At 57.4% G+C, this 19352-nt stretch carries 13 protein-coding genes; 8 read left to right on the forward strand and 5 right to left on the reverse strand.

What is annotated here, in order from left to right; all coding sequences use genetic code 11:
* Positions 1–3075 (forward strand): PilC/PilY family type IV pilus protein (locus VIL80_RS13560; protein ID WP_527250117.1); only part of this gene is annotated, 3075 nt, incomplete at its 5' end.
* Between the two features lie 24 nt (positions 3076–3099).
* On the forward strand, positions 3100–3516 hold the full coding sequence (locus VIL80_RS13565) for a type IV pilin protein (RefSeq protein ID WP_332036631.1): 417 nt from the start codon (positions 3100–3102) through the stop codon (positions 3514–3516).
* A gap of 50 nt (positions 3517–3566) precedes the next feature.
* Here VIL80_RS13565 and VIL80_RS13570 read toward each other — a convergent pair whose 3' ends face one another.
* Both VIL80_RS13570 and VIL80_RS13575 read right to left on the reverse strand, forming a co-directional pair.
* A complete protein-coding gene (locus tag VIL80_RS13570) occupies positions 3567–4988 on the reverse strand; it encodes a sigma-54-dependent transcriptional regulator (protein ID WP_332036632.1) in 1422 nt (473 codons plus the stop codon).
* A gap of 44 nt (positions 4989–5032) precedes the next feature.
* Complete coding sequence (locus VIL80_RS13575) at positions 5033–6700, reverse strand: sensor histidine kinase (RefSeq protein ID WP_332036633.1); 1668 nt, start codon at positions 6698–6700, stop codon at positions 5033–5035.
* 102 nt (positions 6701–6802) lie between these two features.
* Here VIL80_RS13575 and VIL80_RS13580 point away from each other — a divergent pair, with 102 nt between their 5' ends.
* Complete coding sequence (locus tag VIL80_RS13580) at positions 6803–8431, forward strand: NAD+ synthase (protein WP_332036634.1); 1629 nt, start codon at positions 6803–6805, stop codon at positions 8429–8431.
* Positions 8432–8524: 93 nt separating this feature from the next.
* Here VIL80_RS13580 and bamD read toward each other — a convergent pair whose 3' ends face one another.
* A complete protein-coding gene (bamD, locus tag VIL80_RS13585) occupies positions 8525–9469 on the reverse strand; it encodes an outer membrane protein assembly factor BamD (RefSeq protein ID WP_332036635.1) in 945 nt (314 codons plus the stop codon).
* A 124-nt stretch (positions 9470–9593) separates the two neighbouring features.
* Between bamD and rluD the strand changes: the two genes are divergently transcribed.
* The 5 genes from rluD (at position 9594) to VIL80_RS13610 (ending at position 18573) form a co-directional block, all read left to right on the forward strand.
* Positions 9594–10559, forward strand: coding sequence for a 23S rRNA pseudouridine(1911/1915/1917) synthase RluD (rluD, locus tag VIL80_RS13590; RefSeq protein WP_332036636.1), 966 nt, complete (start codon positions 9594–9596; stop codon positions 10557–10559).
* A 35-nt stretch (positions 10560–10594) separates the two neighbouring features.
* Positions 10595–11356, forward strand: a complete 762-nt coding sequence (gene pgeF / locus VIL80_RS13595; RefSeq protein ID WP_332036637.1) for a peptidoglycan editing factor PgeF — start codon at positions 10595–10597, stop codon at positions 11354–11356.
* A gap of 213 nt (positions 11357–11569) precedes the next feature.
* Positions 11570–14176, forward strand: a complete 2607-nt coding sequence (clpB, locus tag VIL80_RS13600) for an ATP-dependent chaperone ClpB (RefSeq protein ID WP_332036638.1) — start codon at positions 11570–11572, stop codon at positions 14174–14176.
* Between the two features lie 57 nt (positions 14177–14233).
* Positions 14234–15427 carry an efflux RND transporter periplasmic adaptor subunit gene (locus VIL80_RS13605; protein ID WP_332036639.1) on the forward strand — a complete coding sequence of 398 codons (1194 nt, stop codon included), beginning with the start codon at positions 14234–14236 and terminating at the stop codon, positions 15425–15427.
* Between the two features lie 29 nt (positions 15428–15456).
* Entirely contained in the window at positions 15457–18573 is a 3117-nt protein-coding gene (locus VIL80_RS13610; RefSeq protein ID WP_332036640.1) for an efflux RND transporter permease subunit, read from the forward strand.
* An 8-nt stretch (positions 18574–18581) separates the two neighbouring features.
* On the opposite strand, the gene VIL80_RS13615 is transcribed toward VIL80_RS13610, so the two are convergent.
* Together VIL80_RS13615 and VIL80_RS13620 are read right to left on the reverse strand one after the other, a co-directional pair.
* Positions 18582–19079, reverse strand: coding sequence for a DUF4124 domain-containing protein (locus tag VIL80_RS13615; RefSeq protein ID WP_332036641.1), 498 nt, complete (start codon positions 19077–19079; stop codon positions 18582–18584).
* A gap of 50 nt (positions 19080–19129) precedes the next feature.
* On the reverse strand, positions 19130–19352 hold a 223-nt coding region (locus VIL80_RS13620; RefSeq protein ID WP_332036642.1), incomplete at its 5' end, for a hypothetical protein.

Here is a 19352-nt window from a genome sequence, read left to right on the forward strand (position 1 = left end):
GGCTATCAGTATAGCGGCCCAGGCGATGATGGTGTTTACAATCATACATATGCAGATAGATGTCCCTGGGGAGAGAATTTCTTTAGGGATGGGGAATGTTCCAACTGGGGCAATCCGCAATCGGAAATTTATCTTGAATCATTGCGCTATCTGGCAGGGAAGGCCAAGTCGGCAACCTTTGATTCAGACGATTCGAGTTATATCTCCGGCTTGAGCTCCCCTACGTGGACTAGTCCGATCAGTAGCAACAACTATTGTGCGGCGCTGAATGTTATCCAGTTCAATGCGTCGAGCAGCTCGTATGATAACGATTTTTCCGGCGCGTCCGATCTGAACGCAATTGGAAGTGTCGATACCTGGACCAACAAGGTGGGTGCTGCGGAAGGTATTCACGGCAAGAACTTCTTTGTGGGGGATAACGGCTCTAATACTAACCAGTTGTGTACGCCTAAAACCGTCGCGAATTTGTCAGATGTTGCCGGTACATGCCCCGATGCCCCACGCCTTGGCGGAACCTACGATATCGCGGGTTTGGCTTATTATGCGCGCACCTCAAAAATCCGGACCGATTTTAATGTCGGTAACGTCACTACCTATGGTGTTGCGCTGGCGCCGGCTGTACCCAAGGTAACAATTCCTGTTTCTACTGATAGCAAAGTGACCCTTTTGCCTGCTTGCCGTAATAAGGACGTGGGTGGTAACTGTGCCATTGTGGACTTCAAGGTGGTAACGCAGTCCGCGGATGGCACTTCCGGCAAACTGTATGTGAACTGGGAGGACAGTGAGCAGGGTGGTGACTTCGACCAGGATATGTGGGGGGTAATCAATTACTCGGTTAGCGGCAGTGAACTGACGGTTACCACAGATGTGATTGCGGAATCTACTGTCGACGATATGGGGTTCGGCTATGTGATTGCGGGCACAACGAACGACGGGTTCCATGTTCACTCTGGCATTGAGGGCTTCACCGACGGGGACTGTGACAACTGTCAGGTGGGCGACGGCGCGACATCGAAGAAGTTTGTTGTGGGTTCCTCTAGTGCTAACACACTTGAGCAACCGCTTTACTATGCCGCCAAATGGGGTGGATTCAGCGACGACGAAAACGGCAATTTGCCAACCGAAGCGGAGATAGCTGCTGCAGCACCCAAAACTTATTTCTATGCCATTGACCCGGCGGAGTTGGAAGAAAGCCTGGGTAAGGCACTGGAGCAGGTTGCAGCGAGCGCCGGATCTGCGTCATCTGTTGCCACTAACTCCACCCGCCTCGGTACTGAGACGGTGATTTATCAGGCGCTGTTTAACAGCACCGACTGGAGCGGTGAAATCAAGGCGCTGAACCTGAAAAGTGACGGAACCGTAGGTACTGTTAAATGGCAATCGGATAACTCAAAGTTCAACAGTGTCGCGACAAGAAAGGTTTACTCTCACAACGGTACCACTGGGGTGGAATTTAAGTGGGGTGCCACAGCCCTGGATGGTGGAATCAGTGATGCCCAGAAAGCGGATCTTATTGGCGACGACACGGCTGTTGAGGGCGCTGCTCGCTTGCTTTGGGTGAAGGGGCAGAGTGTTCCGGGATTGAGAGATCGGGATAACTTGCTCGGTGATATCGTTAACTCCAGCCCAGTATTTGCCGGGCGTAAGAAATACAACTTCCAGTTGCTGTCTGATTCCCTTGGAGGTTTGACCTACGATACATACTACGAGACCTATAAGAAAAACCGCAGGGAAGTACTCTATGTGGGTGCGAACGACGGTATGCTGCATGCATTCGATGCGACCAGCGGTGCTGAACTTTTCTCCTATGTGCCGGCCGGTATCTACGAAAAGCTCCGGAAGCTGAGTTCGCCGGATTATGGTACCGGTAGCAATCCCCATAGCTATAGCGTAGACGGCAAGCTGTTCGTGGGAGATGCGTACATCAACGGGAGTTGGAAAAATATCTTGGTAGGGACGCTAGGAGCGGGAGGCAAAGGCTTCTTTGTGCTGGATATTACCAGTCCGGATTTGTTTAATGAGAGTAAGGTCCTGATGGATCTGACAGACCCAGACCTTTATACAACTACATTCAGCGGCCTGGGCAATATCACCAGCGAACCGGTTGTCGCACCTACCAAGAATGGTTGGAAGATTTTCCTGGGTAATGGTTATAACTCCACCGCTGGTAATGCGGCTCTCTTTGCGGTCGATCTCAATGTCCCGGCGGCCAACACCAAGGTTATTGTCGCCGGAACTGCCGGTGCCAACGGCCTCGCCGGACCAGCATTGCTGGCTAATGGTGATGGCGAGGTTGTGAGTGCGTATGCCGGCGATCTGCTTGGCAACATGTGGAAGTTTGACCTTGATGATGCCCAAACGTCCAAGTGGGGTATTGCTTATCAGAATGGCAATGGTGGTAATGCGGTTGACGCGCCTTTGTTTACTGCGTTGGACCCGAGCGACAATATCCAGAAAATCACCTCCACACCAACGCTGGGGCTGAATGCCAAGATGGATAACGCCGTTATGGTGTACTTCGGTACCGGCAGTTACCTCACCAACAGTGATAATAACGCCGGTAGTGTGATCAATAGCGTTTATGCCATCGCTGACCAGGGCGCGCCAGTGACCGGTCGCGATCAGCTGTTCCAGAAAACCATTTCCACCCAAGCCAATGGTCTGCGGGATGTAAGTAACAATGCGGACACCAGCTGGTGGACCACCAAAAAAGGTTGGTATCTGGACCTTTCATTTGGCGGATTGGTCACTGGTGAGCGGATCACCAGCAAGCCGCTGTTGATCTATGATCGCCTGTTGTTCCCGACACTGATTACCTCCTCAGATCCCTGTTCGTTCGGTGGCAGTGGCTGGATGATGGAATTGGTTGCTGTTGGTGACCGTTACGATGGGCACTCCATTTTTGGGGAAGATGGTATCGAGGTGGATTACGCCGTAATCAGTTATTCCGAAGTGATTCGCAGTGGTGAGAAAGCGTACCTTCCCACCAGTAACATCAAGGGTGAACTGGATGTGACAGAAGGTAGATTTCCTATGGATGCCGTTGGTCGGATGTCCTGGCGACAGCTGCGCTAATTGATAAATATAGAGATGCAAAGAATGAAAAAGCAGAATGGGTTTACATTAATCGAGCTGATGATCGTGGTGGCGATCATCGGCATTATCGCGGGTATCGCCTATCCGTCTTATATGGAATCCGTGCGCAAGAGCAACAGGGCGGATGCCAAGGCCTCACTGAATGATGTGGCACATCGTCTGCAGCGCTGCTTCACCACTTACAATGCTTACAACAATGCGAATTGTGCGGTTGCTGAGTCACTGAAAGACGGGGCCACGCTGAATTCCGGGGAAAGTCTGTACACGATTTCTGCGGTGTTGGACGCGACTACCTATACGCTCACGGCGGCGCCGGTTACTGGCAAATCTCAGGCTTCGGACAGCAAGTGTGCGAGTCTGACGCTGACGAACACAGGCATTCGCAACGCAACTGGATCGCTGGGTGCTGACTGCTGGTGATACGGAATTTGGTGCGGAACAGATAAGCGAATAACCCGGCAGTTGCCGGGTTATTCGCTTTCCAGTCCCAGCTTTTTCAAGCGGTAGCGCAGGGATCGGAAGCTGATTCCAAGCTTCTCTGCCGCTGCGGTCTTGTTCCAGCCAGTTTCGTCGAGGGCACTTTCAATCGCTTCCCGTTCGATGGATTGCAGGAAGTCATCCAGTGTTTCAAAGTCTGAAGATGAAAACTGTTCCGGGTAAGCCGCGCGGGAGATACCTGGGGGCGTGGTAGCGGTGATTAATGAGGAAAGATCATAGTGTCCGCTGCCAGGGATGCTTGGAATCGGTGATGCCACTGGCAGGATAAGATCCCGCGCATAGAGCGTGCTGCTCTCCCCGAGGGTAACGGCGCGTTCGAGAATGTTTTCGAGCTCCCTGAGATTACCTGGAAAAGAATAGGCCTGTAGTGCGAGGACGGCTTCCTGTGATGCCTTTGCTGCGGCCCCTCTGGAAGCCGCGCTTATGCGTCGCAACACATTGCGTGTGAGCAGCGGGATATCCTCGCGTCTCTGGCGCAGAGGTGGTATGGCGAGTTCTATGACATTGATCAGGTAATACAGGTCGCTGCGAAAGCGGCCTGCGCGGACTTCGTCAGTGAGTTGTTTGCGGGAGCCGGTCATTATCCGAATGTCCAGCTTTATATTTTCACCGGTAGCGGCAGAGCGAAAGGCTTTTTCCTGAATGGCTCGCAACAGTCTGACCTGAATATCCTGCGGCAACTCTGTCACATCCTCTAAGTAGAGGGTGCCGCCATTTGCGGCCTGCAGCAGCCCTGACGCAAACTCGGATTGTACCGGGTGTCCAAATAGCTCAGGCTCAAGCTGTTCCGACGGGATGTTTGCACAGTGCACCGGGACGAACGCGCGATGGCAGCGGGGGCCCTGATCGTGGATGCACCTCGCGGCCAGCTCCTTGCCCGAGCCTGCCTCGCCGGTGATATGGACCGGTGCATCGCTGCGTGCGATTTTTTCAATCTGTGCCCGGAGTGTTTGGATAGCGTCGGACTGGCCTTGAAACAGCGCTGGAAATTCCTGGCGTGCAACAAAGCGACCTTCATTGAGACGCAGTGCCAGTTGCACCAGGTTGCGCAGGCGCTCCAGATTGACGGGCTTGCTGACAAAATCGAAAGCGCCGAGCTTTAGCGCAGCAATGGCCGTATCCATATTGCCGTGGGCAGTGATGACGGCGACCGGGAGTGCTCGATCCGCGGGTAGTTCCTGAATGGTTTCCACGATTTGCAGGCCGTCCCCGTCAGGCAAGCGCATATCAGTGAGGCAGAAGTCGTAGTGTTTTTCCGCGAGGCGACGGCGAGCTTCGGCAACAGACATCGCGATATCTGAGCGCACATCCATGCGATTCAGAGTCATTGATATCAGGTTGCAGATGTCGGGCTCGTCATCTACCACCAGGGCAATGGGTTGTCGGTCGGCCATAGCGATCGAGTTTATTGTTGTCGAGCTTGTTGGTGTAATAGCTGTCAAAAAATCTGTTGGGCGTTGGCGAATTCTACTCTGAAGCAGCTGCGGCTGTCTTGACTACGGCAGTAATAAAGATTGGCACGATTGGATTCGCACAGCTCTCTGGCGATATACAATCCGAGGCCTGCGCCTGAAGTTTCGGTAGTGAAAAATGGCTCGAAAATCTGTTCTTTGTGCTCTTCTGGGACGCCGGTTCCCTGGTCGAGTAGATCAAGTTCGGCGCATTCGCGTTCGCGGTTGTAGCTGATCATCAGCTCTGCGCTGGCTCGCCCGCTGGCGATTCTTGAGTGTCGCACAGCGTTGTTACAGAGATTGGTCACCACTTGTGCCATCTGGTCAGGATCAAAGCGCGCATAGACCGAAGCGGGTGGCAGGGTGAGGATAATTTCTGTCTCTGGTGTGGAGCCGGCGTGGTAATCCCGCAGGAATTCTTTGGCCCACTGGCACAGATCCAATTTTTGCGGTTGCGTTGCGCGGCGGCGCGAGAGCTGCATGACGTTTTCGATAATCTGGTTTACGCGCTGGCTGTGGCGGCAGATGATTTCAGTCAGCTGTCGGTCTTCGCTGGAAATAGTGGTGGACTCCGCCAAGAGTTCCGCAGCATGGCTGATGGCGGAGAGCGGGTTGCGAACTTCGTGGGCGATGGAGCCGGTGAGGCGCCCTAGTGAGGCGAGCTTGAGCTGCTGGGCCTGTTGCACCAGCTTGCGGTTGTCTTCAAGAAATACCAGCGAGCTGGAGTGATTGCCGTGTGCCAGAGTAGTGAGGCTTGCGCGCAATTCGCTTCGCCCGCCCCCCTGAATGATATCGCTGTTTCTATGGGGGTTTGATTTCAGTGCATCCAGAGCCTTTTGCACTTCCGTGCTCAATTCTCCGGTTGTTCCCCACTTCATTCCCAGCAGTTGCTGCGCCGCGCGGTTGACCAGTTCCGGCCGATTATCGCCATCCAACACCAGTACACCGGTGCGCATCTGCGCCACAATCTGTTGGGTCAGTCTCTGCAGGTGTTGCGCCTGCCGCCGTTCCTGTTCGGCTTTTTGATTGGCGAGGCGGATATGTGTGGATAGGTACTGCAGGGCGGTCACACAAGTAAACAGCAGAATGCCGAGGCTCCCTGCGGAGACAATATCCTGGGTTTCCGCGTGGCCGACCAGAATGCCGAACAGCTGCTGAGCGATAACAGCAATGCTGGCGACGGCGGCGAGGAAGGCGCCCATGCGCCGGTCCAGCAACAGCGAACCTACGGCACAGCTGGTGAGCATCAGATAACCGACCCCGGAATTGAGCCCGCCGCTGGCTTGAATCAGTAACAGAAATGCGAGGATATCGCTGCCGAGAATACTGCCGATACGCAAAGGTGTGGTTTTGAAGCCGCCCGGATAGAGAAACAGCAACCAGGCGACGTTGAGTACCGCATAGGTAATGGCGGTATTCAGGTAGAGCGCGGGGTGCAGGGTGCCGACCGCACCGCGACTGATGCCCGAGGCAAACAGTCCGAGCAGCACCAGGGCAATGGCGACCCGGTACCAGGCATAGATTTTCAGTAGGTCGCGCTGCCGCAGCCGTGGACTGCCGAAGGTGGAATACGGCTTGGCGGTGGCACCGCCGCGAGCTTCAGCAGCGTGTGGCACTTTTTGCGGCACTTCAGTAGCCAGAGGGGAGCTGCTCACTTTTTATTCTCATTTGCAGGTGAGTCGGACTGATTTCGGGCAGATGTTGTGCCCCCGGGTGGCGTGGCTACAATAGCCGCCTCAGTCCAACGGGGTAAAACGATGTCTACTTTGCAGCTAGTGCTGGCGCAAATCAATCTGCTGGTGGGGGATATCCCCGGCAATACCGACCAGGTGGTCGAAGTCGCCCGCAGAGCCCACCGCGAGCACGAGGCCGATCTGGTGCTGTTTCCGGAGCTGACTCTGTGTGGTTATCCACCGGAAGACCTGCTGCTGCGCCCCAGTATGCAAAAGCGCATCGACGCCGCGCTGGAAAAACTCAAGCAGGCTGCGCTGCCCTGCGCGGTGCTGATCGGCTATCCGCGGGTGGTGGCGGGCCGCGTACTCAACATGGCCGGGCTGATCCGGGATGGCGAGCTGGTGGCGGAATACGCCAAGCAGAAACTGCCGAATTACCAGGTATTCGATGAACTGCGCTACTTCGTGCCTGGTGATCAACCGTGCGTGGTGGATATAAAGGGTATTCCCACGGCGATTACTATCTGTGAAGACATCTGGCACCCGGAGCCAGTGGTGCAGGCAGAGCGCGCCGGAGCCAAGTTGATGCTTAATATCAACGCGTCCCCCTTTCACCGCGGCAAGGCGGAGGAGCGACTGGCGCTGCTGGGGCGCCAGGCCCAGGCGGGCAAAATGCCGATCGTCTACGTCAACACCGTTGGGGGGCAGGATGAACTGGTTTTCGACGGCGGTTCCTTCGCAGTGGACAAGAATGGTGACCTGTGTGCGCGCGCGCCGGAGTTCGTCGAGAGCCTGTTACCGGTCACCGTGCAGGTCGATGACGACGACGTGTCCCTTGTAGAGGGCAACGACGCAGCGCCGCTGGAAGAGCTCGCCTCCGTGTATCAGGCGCTGGTGCTGGGTGTACGCGACTATGTGAACAAGAATGGCTTCAAGGGCGTGGTGCTCGGGCTGTCCGGTGGTATCGACTCGGCACTTACCCTCGCCATTGCGGTTGATGCGCTGGGTCCGGATCGGGTGGAGGCGGTGATGATGCCGTTCCGCTACACGTCGGATTTGTCGAAGAATGACGCCGCGGATCAGGCCAGGCGCATGGGGATCCACTACCGCGTCATCAGTATCGAGGGCATTTTCGACGCGGCGATGACGGCGCTGGCAAGTGAGTTTGCCGGCAGCGAGCGCGACACCACCGAGGAGAACCTGCAGGCCCGCTCCCGCGGTATGTTGCTGATGGCCATCTCCAACAAGAAGGGCTTTATGGTGCTGACCACTGGCAACAAGAGCGAGATGTCTGTGGGTTACGCGACGCTTTACGGGGATATGGTGGGCGGCTACAACGCCCTGAAGGATGTGCCCAAGGTGCTGGTGTATGAACTGTCCCGCTACCGCAACACGGTGTCCGATGTGATTCCGGAAACCGTCATCACCCGCGAACCCAGTGCGGAACTGGCGCCGGATCAGGTGGACTCCGACAGCCTGCCGCCCTACGAGATTCTCGATGAAATCTTGCGCCAATATATCGATCTCGACCACAGTGCCGCAGATATCATCGCGCAGGGATTCGACAGTGAGACCGTGATGCGGGTGGTGCGGTTGGTGGACCGCAATGAATACAAGCGCAGGCAGGCGGCCGTGGGGGTGCGGATTTCCGAGCGCGGCTTCGGCCGTGACCGCCGTTACCCGATCACCAATGGCTGGAAGGCCGGGGAGTAACCCCGGCAGCTTGTTTCGACAACTAGATTGCCCAAAACAAAAAGGCCCCGCTGTGGAAGCAGCGGGGCCTTTTTGTTTGCCTATCGCCGAAGCTTACAGCTCTGGCGGCAGCGGTGCGCTTTCCACCCGGTATTCGGCGTTGTAGATCTCGCGGCTGTCAAAGCCGCGCGGGTCGGACTTCTCGAACAGGCCGAGGGTCATGCGGTGGATCAGACTGCGGCCCTTGGCACCGGCGTAGTATTTGTAGTTGAAGCTGCCGTCCTTTTCGAAGGCGGGGTGGTCAGGGTAGTTGGTGCGCAGTACTTCGAGAGAGGTGTTCTCCAACTGCGACATTTCCAGCAGGTGGTAAGACTGCACCATGACCGCCAGCGCGTCCGGCACCGCCGGGGTCTGCTGGAAGTTCTCCACCACAAAGCGGCCGCGGTTGGCTGAGGCCAGATAGGCGCCGCGCTTGAAGTAGTAGTTGGCCACGTTGATTTCATAGCGTGCCAGCAGGTTGCGCAGGTGGATCATGCGCTTCTGCGCATCCGGGGCATAGCGGCTGTCGGGATAGCGCGCCATCAGCTGGGCGAAGTAGGCGAAGGATTCGCGGGCGGAGCCCGGATCGCGACGGGTCATGTCTGTGGGTAGGAAACGCTCGAACAGGCCGCTGCCCTCGGTGAACGAGGCCAGTCCCTTCATGTAATAGGCGTAGTCCACATTGCGGTGCTGGGGGTGCAGGCGGATAAAACGGTCCGCTGCGGAGATGGCGGCGTCATTCTGATAGTCGCGGTAGTAGGCGTAGATCAGCTCCAGCTGGGCCTGTTCGGCATAGTTGCCGAAGGGGAAGTTATCCTCCAGCGCCCGCAGGTTCTTGATGGCCATTTCCCACTGGCTGGATCTGAGCTGCCGCTGTGCCGCTTCGTAGAAGGCCTGTTCGGTGCGATTGCCGGAGGGCAGGCCCTCTTCCTCTTCGTCCGTGCTGGCGCACGAGGCCACGAAAACCGCCAACATTGCCAGTAACAGCGTTTTCCAGGCCTGCTTATTCCACGACTGCATTGCCCCTCGCTCTATCATTATTTGTCTCAACCTTATTAAACTAGCCGCCCAAAAATCACCGGGGACTGAAGGGCAGCTATTTAACCACAGCGCCCCGCCAGCCCAAAGTATTAGACCCTCTCAGATGAGCAATCAAATACAACTCGATATCGAAGTCCCCGCGGAGTACGCCGGGCACAGGTTTGACCAGGCCGCAGCGGATTTGATCCCCGACTATTCGCGGGCGCGACTGCAGGCGTGGATAAAAGGCGGTCAACTCACCGTGGATGGCCGCACCGCCAAGCCCAAGGACAAGCTATTTGGCGGTGAACGGCTGAGCTTACGGGCCGAACTCGAGCCCCAGGGCGAGTGGCTGGCTCAGGATATGGCGCTGGATATCGTGTATGAAGACGACGCGATCCTGGTCATCAACAAGCCTGCCGGACTGGTGGTTCACCCCGCCGCTGGCAACCCGGACGGTACCCTGCTGAACGGCCTGCTGGCCCACTGCCCGGGGCAGCAGAACATTCCCCGCGCCGGCATCGTGCATCGCCTGGACAAGGACACCAGCGGCCTGATGGTGGTGGCCAAGACCCTGCAGGCCCAGGCCGACCTGGTGGACCAGCTCAAGGAGCGCACGGTTACCCGCCTCTACGACGCGATTGTGCAGGGCAATCTGAGTGGCGGCGGCAAGGTAAATGCGCCGATGGGACGGCATCGCACCAACCGTCTGAAGATGGCGGTACTCAATCAGGGCGGTAAGGAAGCGATCACTCACTATCGGCTGCAGGAACGGTTCCGCGCACATACCTTGGTGCGCTGCCAGCTGGAAACCGGCCGCACCCACCAGATCCGCGTGCATATGGCGCATATCCGCCATCCGCTGGTGGGGGACACTCTCTATTGCACGCGCGGCAAACTGCCAACCGGTGCCGACCCGGAACTTGTCCGTGCCCTGCAGCAATTCCCCCGCCAGGCCCTGCACGCGGCGGAACTCGCGCTGTTTCACCCGGAAACCGGTGAGCCCATGCACTGGGTGAGGCCGATGCCGGAAGACATGCTGCATTTGCTCGCGCTGCTGCGCGCGGACAACGCGGCTCACCCGCTATAACGTTTACATATACCGCTTTTTACACAGGACATCCCATGGCTGCCGATCACTACCTCAAGCCCGACTGGCCCGCTCCGGCCAAGGTGCACGCCTTTGTCACACTGCGCCGCGATGGTCACAGTAGCGGCGGCTATGAGGCGTTTAACCTGGCGGACCACGTGGGGGACTCGCCGGAAGCGGTAGCGTCAAACCGTGCACAGCTTAAGCAGGAGCTGAATCTGCCCAGCGAGCCCCAGTGGCTGGAGCAGATTCACAGCGACAAGGCGGTGGTTGCCCACAGCGACGGTATGGTGCGCACCGCGGATGCGAGTTACACCAGTGAGGCGGGTGTCGTGTGTGCGGTAATGACGGCCGACTGTCTGCCGCTGCTGGTGTGTAATCGGGACGGTGCCGAGGTGGCGGCCATTCACGCCGGTTGGCGCGGGCTGACCGGCGGCGTGATCCGCGAGACCATTCGTGCCATGGCGAGTGCCCCGGAAGATCTGCTGGTGTGGCTCGGCCCGGCCATCGGCCCAAAGGCATTCGAGTGCGGGGTGGATGTGCTGGAGGCGGCCTTCGAGTCGTCCATGAGTGAGACCCATGCGGAGGCCATCGCCAAATGTTTCGTGCCCCATTCTAAAAAGCCGCTGCATTTCCTGGCGGATATCTATGCCCTTGGGCGCGCCGAGCTTGCCGAGCTGGGGGTGACTCAGGTTTTTGGTGGTGACCGCTGTACCGTTAGCGAGGATTCTGAGTTCTTCTCATATCGTCGCGATAGGGATACCGGGCGCATGGCGTCACTCATCTGGTTCGAATAGTTTGGTGATCTTGGTTCATAAGTGAGATCTTTGCCTCTCCGCCACCGGACCAACTTGCGATTCTGTTGATTTCGATCAAGCGCGTTGAGCTTGAAAACCCGCCGAGAGCCCGCAAATTACTGATCAGCACTAGACTGTATTCGTCATTGCGTCACCGCGCGTCGTCTCTTTTCTTGTCCGGCGCGCCAATGATCAGGAGAGGGTATAAGCACAATGCGCATCGATCGGATGACCAACCCACTGCAGGCCGCTATTGCCGACGCACAATCCATCGCCGTTGGCCGCGACCACAACCAGATTTATCCCGAACATTTGTTACAAGCGCTGTTGGATCAATCCAACGGCAGTACCACCGCGTTTCTGAACCAGGCCGGTTTTAATATCAACGGCCTGCGCAATGACCTCGCCAAGCGCCTCGACCATCTGCCCACCGTCAGTACGCCCACCGGCGATGTCGGCATGTCGCAGGAACTGATGCGCCTGTTCAATCTGGCGGATAAAAAAGCCCAGAAAAATGGCGACAGTTATATCGCCAGCGAAACGGTATTGCTCGCCGCCTTCGACCCCGCCGCTGGTGAGGTGTCGAAAATCCTGAACGCCCACGGCGATCTCAAACACCTGCAGGACGCCATTACCAAAGTGCGCGGTAGTGAAAAAGTCAACGATCCCCAGGCGGAAGAGGCGCGTCAGGCGCTCGATAAATACACCCTGGATTTAACCGCCCGCGCCGAGGCCGGCAAGCTCGACCCGGTGATCGGCCGTGACGACGAAATCCGCCGCACTATTCAGGTGTTGCAGCGCCGCACCAAGAACAACCCGGTGTTGATCGGCGAACCCGGTGTGGGTAAGACCGCCATCGTCGAGGGCCTCGCCCAGCGAATCGTCAACGGCGAGGTGCCGGAGGGGCTGAAGGACAAGCGCCTGCTGTCGCTGGACCTCGGCGCATTGCTGGCCGGTGCCAAATTCCGCGGCGAATTCGAGGAGCGCCTGAAGGCGGTGTTGAATGAGCTGTCCAAGCAGGAGGGCCGCGTCATCCTGTTTATCGATGAGCTGCACACCATGGTTGGTGCTGGCAAGGCCGAGGGCGCGATGGATGCGGGCAATATGCTGAAGCCCGCGCTGGCCCGCGGTGAGCTGCACTGCGTAGGCGCGACCACGCTCAACGAGTATCGCCAGTACATCGAAAAAGATGCGGCGCTGGAGCGGCGCTTCCAGAAGGTGCTGGTCGATGAACCTACCGAAGAGGACACCATCGCGATTCTGCGCGGCCTGAAGGAGCGCTATGAAGTCCACCACGGTGTGGACATTACCGACTCCGCAATTATTGCCGCCACCAAACTGTCCCAGCGCTACATCACCGACCGCCAGCTGCCGGACAAGGCCATCGACCTGATCGATGAGGCAGCGAGCCGTATCCGTATGGAAATAGACTCCAAGCCGGAGGAAATGGACAAGCTTGAGCGTCGTCTGATCCAGCTCAAGATCGAGCGTGAAGCGGTCAAGAAAGACAAGGACGACGAGGCCGCGAAAAAACGCCTGCACAAGCTGGAAGAGGATATCGACAAGATAGAAAAAGAATACGCGGATCTGGAGGAAATCTGGAAGGCGGAAAAAGCCAAGCTCGCCGGCAGTGCGGATATCAAGAACAAGCTGGAACAGGCCAAGCTGGATATGGATGCCGCACGGCGCGCCGGCGATCTCACCCGCATGTCGGAAATCCAGTACGGCGTGATACCGCAGCTGGAAAAGCAGCTGAAGATAGCCTCGGACACCTCCGATACCAGTGAAAACCAGTTGCTGCGCAACCGTGTTACCGATGAGGAAGTGGCGGAAGTGGTTTCCCGCTGGACCGGAATCCCGGTATCGAAAATGCTGGAAGGCGAGCGTGAAAAACTGCTCAAGATGGAAGACGCACTGCACCATCGGGTTATCGGTCAGGACGAGGCCGTTGAGGCAGTTTCCAATGCCGTGCGCCGCTCCCGTGCGGGACTCTCCGATCCCAATCGCCCCAATGGATCCTTCCTGTTCCTCGGCCCCACCGGCGTGGGTAAAACCGAACTGTGCAAGGCGCTGGCGGGTTTCCTGTTCGATACCGAAGACGCCATGGTGCGTATCGATATGTCGGAGTTTATGGAGAAGCACTCTGTAGCGCGTTTAATAGGTGCTCCTCCCGGCTATGTCGGTTACGAGGAGGGCGGCTATCTCACCGAAGCGGTGCGGCGCAGACCCTATTCCGTGCTGTTGCTGGATGAAGTGGAAAAGGCACATCCCGATGTATTCAACATCCTGCTGCAGGTGCTGGAAGACGGTCGACTCACCGACGGACAGGGTCGCACGGTCGATTTCCGTAACACCGTGGTGGTGATGACTTCTAACCTTGGATCGGATCTGATCCAGAAGTACGCCAGTGCCCGCGACGACGATGAGATCGACAGCGAAATCCACTATCGCCAGATGAAAGCTGCGGTAATGAATGTGGTGGGCGAGCATTTCCGCCCGGAACTGATCAACCGTATCGATGAGGTGGTGGTGTTCCACCCGCTGAATCGTGCGGAAGTGCGCTCCATTGCCGAAATCCAGCTGCAGAACCTGCGCAAACGCCTGGCGGATCGCGATCTGAAACTGGATGTTTCCGAGGAGCTGTTGAACAAACTGGCGGATGTGGGTTTCGATCCCGTCTACGGCGCGCGCCCACTGAAGCGCGCGATACAGATGTGGCTGGAAAACCCGCTGGCCCAGGATGTACTGTCCGGCAAATTTGCCCCCGGCGATACCATCCACGCCACACTGGAAGGAGACAAAGCGGTATTCAACAGGTAGTAACGTATCAGTGGTACCTGAACCCCACGGATGGGCGGGTTTCAATGGAATTGATGTATGACACTGGCAAGGCAGCTGTTTAACTGGCGCATGTTGTGGATGCTGCTGGGCTGCCTTGTAGTGTTTGGCGGAATCTTTGCGTTCAAGTTTTTCGGCCGCTACATGATGAACCAGTATATGGACAACATGTCGCTGCCGCCTGCCACCGTCACCACTGCCCGTGTTGAACAGCAGCGCTGGCAGACCCGACTCAGTGCTGTGGGCAGTCTGCGTGCGGTCAACGGTGTCAATGTCACCACCCAGGCCCAGGGTGAAGTCAAAGCCATCTATTTTAAGTCCGGTCAGTCCGTCGACAAGGGCGCGGTCCTGGCTGAGCTTACTGCCGCTCCCGAAACTGCACAGATTGAAGTACTGGAAGCCGAGCACCGGCTGGCAAGGCGGGACTACAAACGTATTTCCGAACTGTACAAAAAAGGTGTGGCCACGCTGCGGGAGCTGGATCAGTCCCAGGCCGTTCTCGATCAGGTAATTGCCAATCTCAGTGTGCAGCGCGCCACCATCAATGAACGCACCATCACCGCGCCCTTTTCCGGCCAGTTGGGCATCCGCCAGATTGATCTCGGGCAGAATGTGGCGCCGGGAGATGCGGTGGTTTCCCTGCAGCAGCTGCAGCCCATCTTTGTCGACTTCTCGCTGTCTGAGCGGGACTTTTCCCGCGTTAGGGAAGGGCAGGGCGTTGAACTTACCGCAGCCGCCATCCCCGGCCAGATTTTCCAGGGGCGCATCACCGCAATAGACCCTGCCATCGACCCGCGCAATCGCACTTTCCTGCTGCAGGCCACCCTGGAGAATACTGAACGCAAGCTGCGACCGGGTATGTTTGCCGATGTCGCGGTGAAGGTGGAGAAATTTCGCAATGTGCTGGTAGTGCCCCGTACGGCGATCAGTTTTGCGCCTTATGGCAATGCGGTATTTGTGATCCACAAGCCGCAGAAAATCGATGAGCAAAAAGGCCGGGGAGGGAAGCAAGGTGGTAAGGGTGCGCAGCCGCAACCAGAGTGGGTCGCGGTCAAGCGCTTTGTAAAAACCGGTGAGGAGCGCGGCGACCTGATCGAGATAACCGAAGGGGTGCAGGCGGGTGAACAGGTGGCGACCACTGGTCTATTGAAATTGCGCAACGAAGGCGGAGTCATCATCAACAATGAAAACCCGCCACCGGACCAATTGGCCCCCAAACCCGACAATAGTTAGCGTATGAACCGCGCAGGCAAGGACGCCGGGTGAAATTTACCGATATCTTCATTCGCAAACCCGTACTGGCCTGTGTGGTCAGCCTGTTTATTTTTCTGCTGGGGCTGCGCTCCATATCCGAACTGAACGTTCGCCAGTATCCGAAGCTGGAAAATGCGGTGATCACCGTGAGCACCGTGTATGTGGGGGCGGATTCGGATCTGGTGCAGGGGTTTATCACCACACCGCTGGAGCAGGAAATTGCCAGTGCCGATGGCCTCGACTACATCGTCTCCACCAGCATTCAGGGGATTTCCGTAATCCAGGCGTATGTGCGTCTGGATTACGACCCCAACGAAGTGCTGACCCAGGTGGTGGCCAAGGTCAACAAGCTGCGCAACGAGCTGCCGCTGGAATCGGAGGACTCTACGGTGGACCTGGCGGTGGGGCAAACCATTGCCGCTATGTACCTGTCCTTTTCCTCGGAGATTCTCACCAACAATCAGATCACCGATTACATCACCCGCGTCGTACAACCCAAACTGTCCACCATTGCCGGTGTGCAGCGTGCGCGCCTTTTGGGCAATCGTACCTTCGCCATGCGTGTCTGGTTGAAGCCGGCCGAGATGGCTGCACAGGGGGTGACCGCTGGCGACATCACCAGTGCCCTGCGTCAGAACAATGTGCTGGCGGCGGTAGGTAGTACCAAGGGTACGCGGGTAGAAATGGATATCCGCGCTGATACGGATATCTCTTCCGAGGATGCATTCCGCAAGCTGGTGGTGCGCGCGGACGGCGATCAGTTGGTGCGTCTGGAGGATGTGGCGGAAGTTGAGCTGGGGTCGGAATCTTACGATACCTCGGTCACCTTTAATGGGCGTTCGGCAACTTTCATCGCGGTGGAGGTTGCACCGGATGCTAATGCGTTGGATGTGATCGCGGATGTGCGCGAAAAACTTAACGGCGAAATTTTTCCGCAATTGCCGGAAGGTATGCTGGGGGAAGTTCCCTACGACAGCACCGAATATATCCAGGATTCCATCAACGAGGTGGTGAAAACTATCGTCGAGGCGGTGCTGATCGTCATTGTTGTCATCTACCTGTTTCTTGGATCCCTGCGCAGCGTAATCATCCCGGCGGTGGCGGTGCCGCTGTCCATGGTGGGGGCGCTGTTCCTGATGTTGTTGATGGGTTTCTCCATCAACCTGCTGACCCTGCTGGCGATGGTGCTCGCCATCGGCATTGTCGTTGACGATGCGATTATCGTGCTGGAAAACGTGCACCGGCATATCGAGGAGGGCATGGCGCCACAGGACGCGGCCATGAAAGGCGCACGCGAGCTGGCCTGGCCCATTGTGGCCATGACCACGACGCTGATTGCCGTGTATCTCCCTATTGGTTTCCTTGGTGGGCTCACCGGTACCCTGTTTGTGGAGTTCGCGTTTTCACTCGCGGGTGCGGTGCTGCTTTCCGGTGTGGTGGCACTGACTCTGTCGCCGATGATGGCGGCAAAGGTGTTGCGGGCGAAGGATGGGGAGCGCAACAACCGCCTTGAGGCCTGGCTGTCGCGGCAGTTGCAGCGGCTGGAAACCGGTTACGGACGGTGGCTGCATCGGGCTCTGGATGAACGGCTGGTGATCCTGGTATTTGGCCTGATTGTGCTGGTGAGTTGCTATTTTTTGTTTGTTACCTCGCCCAGTGAGCTGGAGCCCAAGGAGGATCGCGGCTTTGTGCTTGGTATCGCCAGCGGCGATTCCTTTGCCACACTGGATTACATGGAGCAGTACACCGAGGAGATCAACGGTGTACGCGACCGGCACCCCGAGGTGGAGAACCTGTTTTTGTTGAATGGCGTGGGGGGCGCGGGCAACAGCAGTAACAGCGCTATTGCCGGCTTCGTGCTGTCGTCCTGGAACAAGCGCGACAAGAATACCCAGGAAATGCAGGCGCTGATCAACGATGAGGTTTCGCAGATCGCCGGATTGAAAATAGCTACCTTTGTACCGCCCAGCCTGCCGACAGCGGGGGGGCGGCTGCCGGTGGAGTTTGTCATTGGCACTACCGAACCCGTCTCTACCCTGGCGAGTTTTGCCGATGAAATTATGGGCCGGGCGCTGGCCAGCAAACGGTTCATTTTTCTGGATGCGGATCTGAAACTTGATAAGCCGCGGCTGTCCGTCGTCATTGACCGCGACAAGGCGGCGTCCATCGGCGTCACCATGGCCGACCTGGCCCGGGAATTGGGAGGGATGCTGTCGGGAGGGTATACCAACCGTTTTTCACTGGAGAACCGCAGTTACAAGATAATCCCACAGGTGATACGTGCGGAGCGCGTTACCGGCGATCAGTTGAACCAGTATTACATCCGCGCCGGTGACGGCACTCTCGTACCCCTGTCCACGCTGGTGCGGCTGGAGGAAACCGTGGAGCCGCAGCAGTTGAAGCGTTTTCAACAATTAAACGCGGTCACCATTGCCGGGGTTCCGCGCCCCGGTGTACCCCTAGGCGAAGCGCTGGGCATTCTTGAAAATGCAGCGAAGGAGATTCTGCCGCGCGAGTATTCCACAGACTATTCCGGGCAGTCGCGGCAGTTCAAAAATGAGGGCTCTGACCTACTGGTGACTTTTTTCTTCGCGCTGATCGTGATCTATCTGGTACTCGCGGCCCAGTTCGAATCCTGGCGGGACCCGTTGATCATGCTGGTTACCGTGCCCATGAGCGTGTGTGGGGCGATGATTTTCGTGAGCCTTGGACTCACCACCCTGAATATCTATACCCAGGTGGGGCTGGTCACGCTGATTGGCGTGATCTCCAAGCATGGCATTTTGATCGTGGAATTTGCCAACCAGTTGCAGTTGCAGGGCAGGAGTAAGCGCGAGGCCATCGAGCAGGCGTCCAGTATTCGCCTGCGCCCCATCCTGATGACCACAGCATCGCTGGTGCTCGCCATGGTCCCGCTGCTTATTGCTGCCGGGCCCGGCGGCGGGGCGCGTTTTGCCATGGGGCTTGTGGTGGCTTCGGGAATGACCATCGGCACCATATTTACTCTGTTTGTGGTGCCGGCAATGTATCTGTTGCTGGGGAGGGATTACGCCGGGGAGATGCAGGAAGCGAATTCCGTGAACGAGGGGGCGGCGGGCGCTGGAGGCCCGCCTTCAAGGGAGTAATTTCGGCCTTAACAGTCGTTCTGCAGCAGGTCTTTGGTCTGCCGGATACGCTGCTGGCGTTCTTCCTCCGCGAGCACCCGGTAGTTCCCATTTGCATCGACTTCGCGCACCCTTGGGCGGGCCTGGAGTTCCTGCAGGCGGGCCTGGGCATTGCGACAGCGCTGTGCGCGGGCAGCCATCTCTGCGGCACTGGTATCCGCTTGCTTCGCCGATTTCTCTTCTTTTGTTTGCGGCTCGGATTCGGGTTTATTTTCCGTATTCCCTTTATCGCCGGCTTCCGCGCCAGTGGCCAGCTTGCGCTGGGCTACGAGTGCGTTTTGTTCCTGCTGCCACTGCTTGAAGCGGTCGGATTTGGGCGCCTTGACGACTTCCACTTGCTCCCGCTTCGGCGGTTGCGAGCCAAAATGTACTACCCCGTTTTCATCCACCCATTTGTAGATGCCGTCTGCCTGAACCGTTGCCGCCAATCCTATGCCGAGGACCAGGGTTGCAATGACGCTGCGCATGAAGGAACTGCCTTGTGTTGTTGTCTGTGTTGTGCCCGCAGTGGCTAACACTACCGCATTGCGCGCAACTTGTAAGTCCCGATTGTAACGGGCTGCGGGGGATAACTCGCGACGGGGTTAACAGTTTGTTCTACAGGATTCAGGCTGGCGGTTTGAACTGTGCTCAAAACCCCGCTCCATAATGGAGCAAAACTCTCTTCTTCTATTGACACCCAAGGCTCAAGCTGGACAATTTGTTGTTCTCTCGGCGAAGTAGATGCCACCACAACACCC

Source organism: Microbulbifer sp. (assembly GCF_036563125.1).
Classification (GTDB): Bacteria; Pseudomonadota; Gammaproteobacteria; order Pseudomonadales; family Cellvibrionaceae; genus Microbulbifer.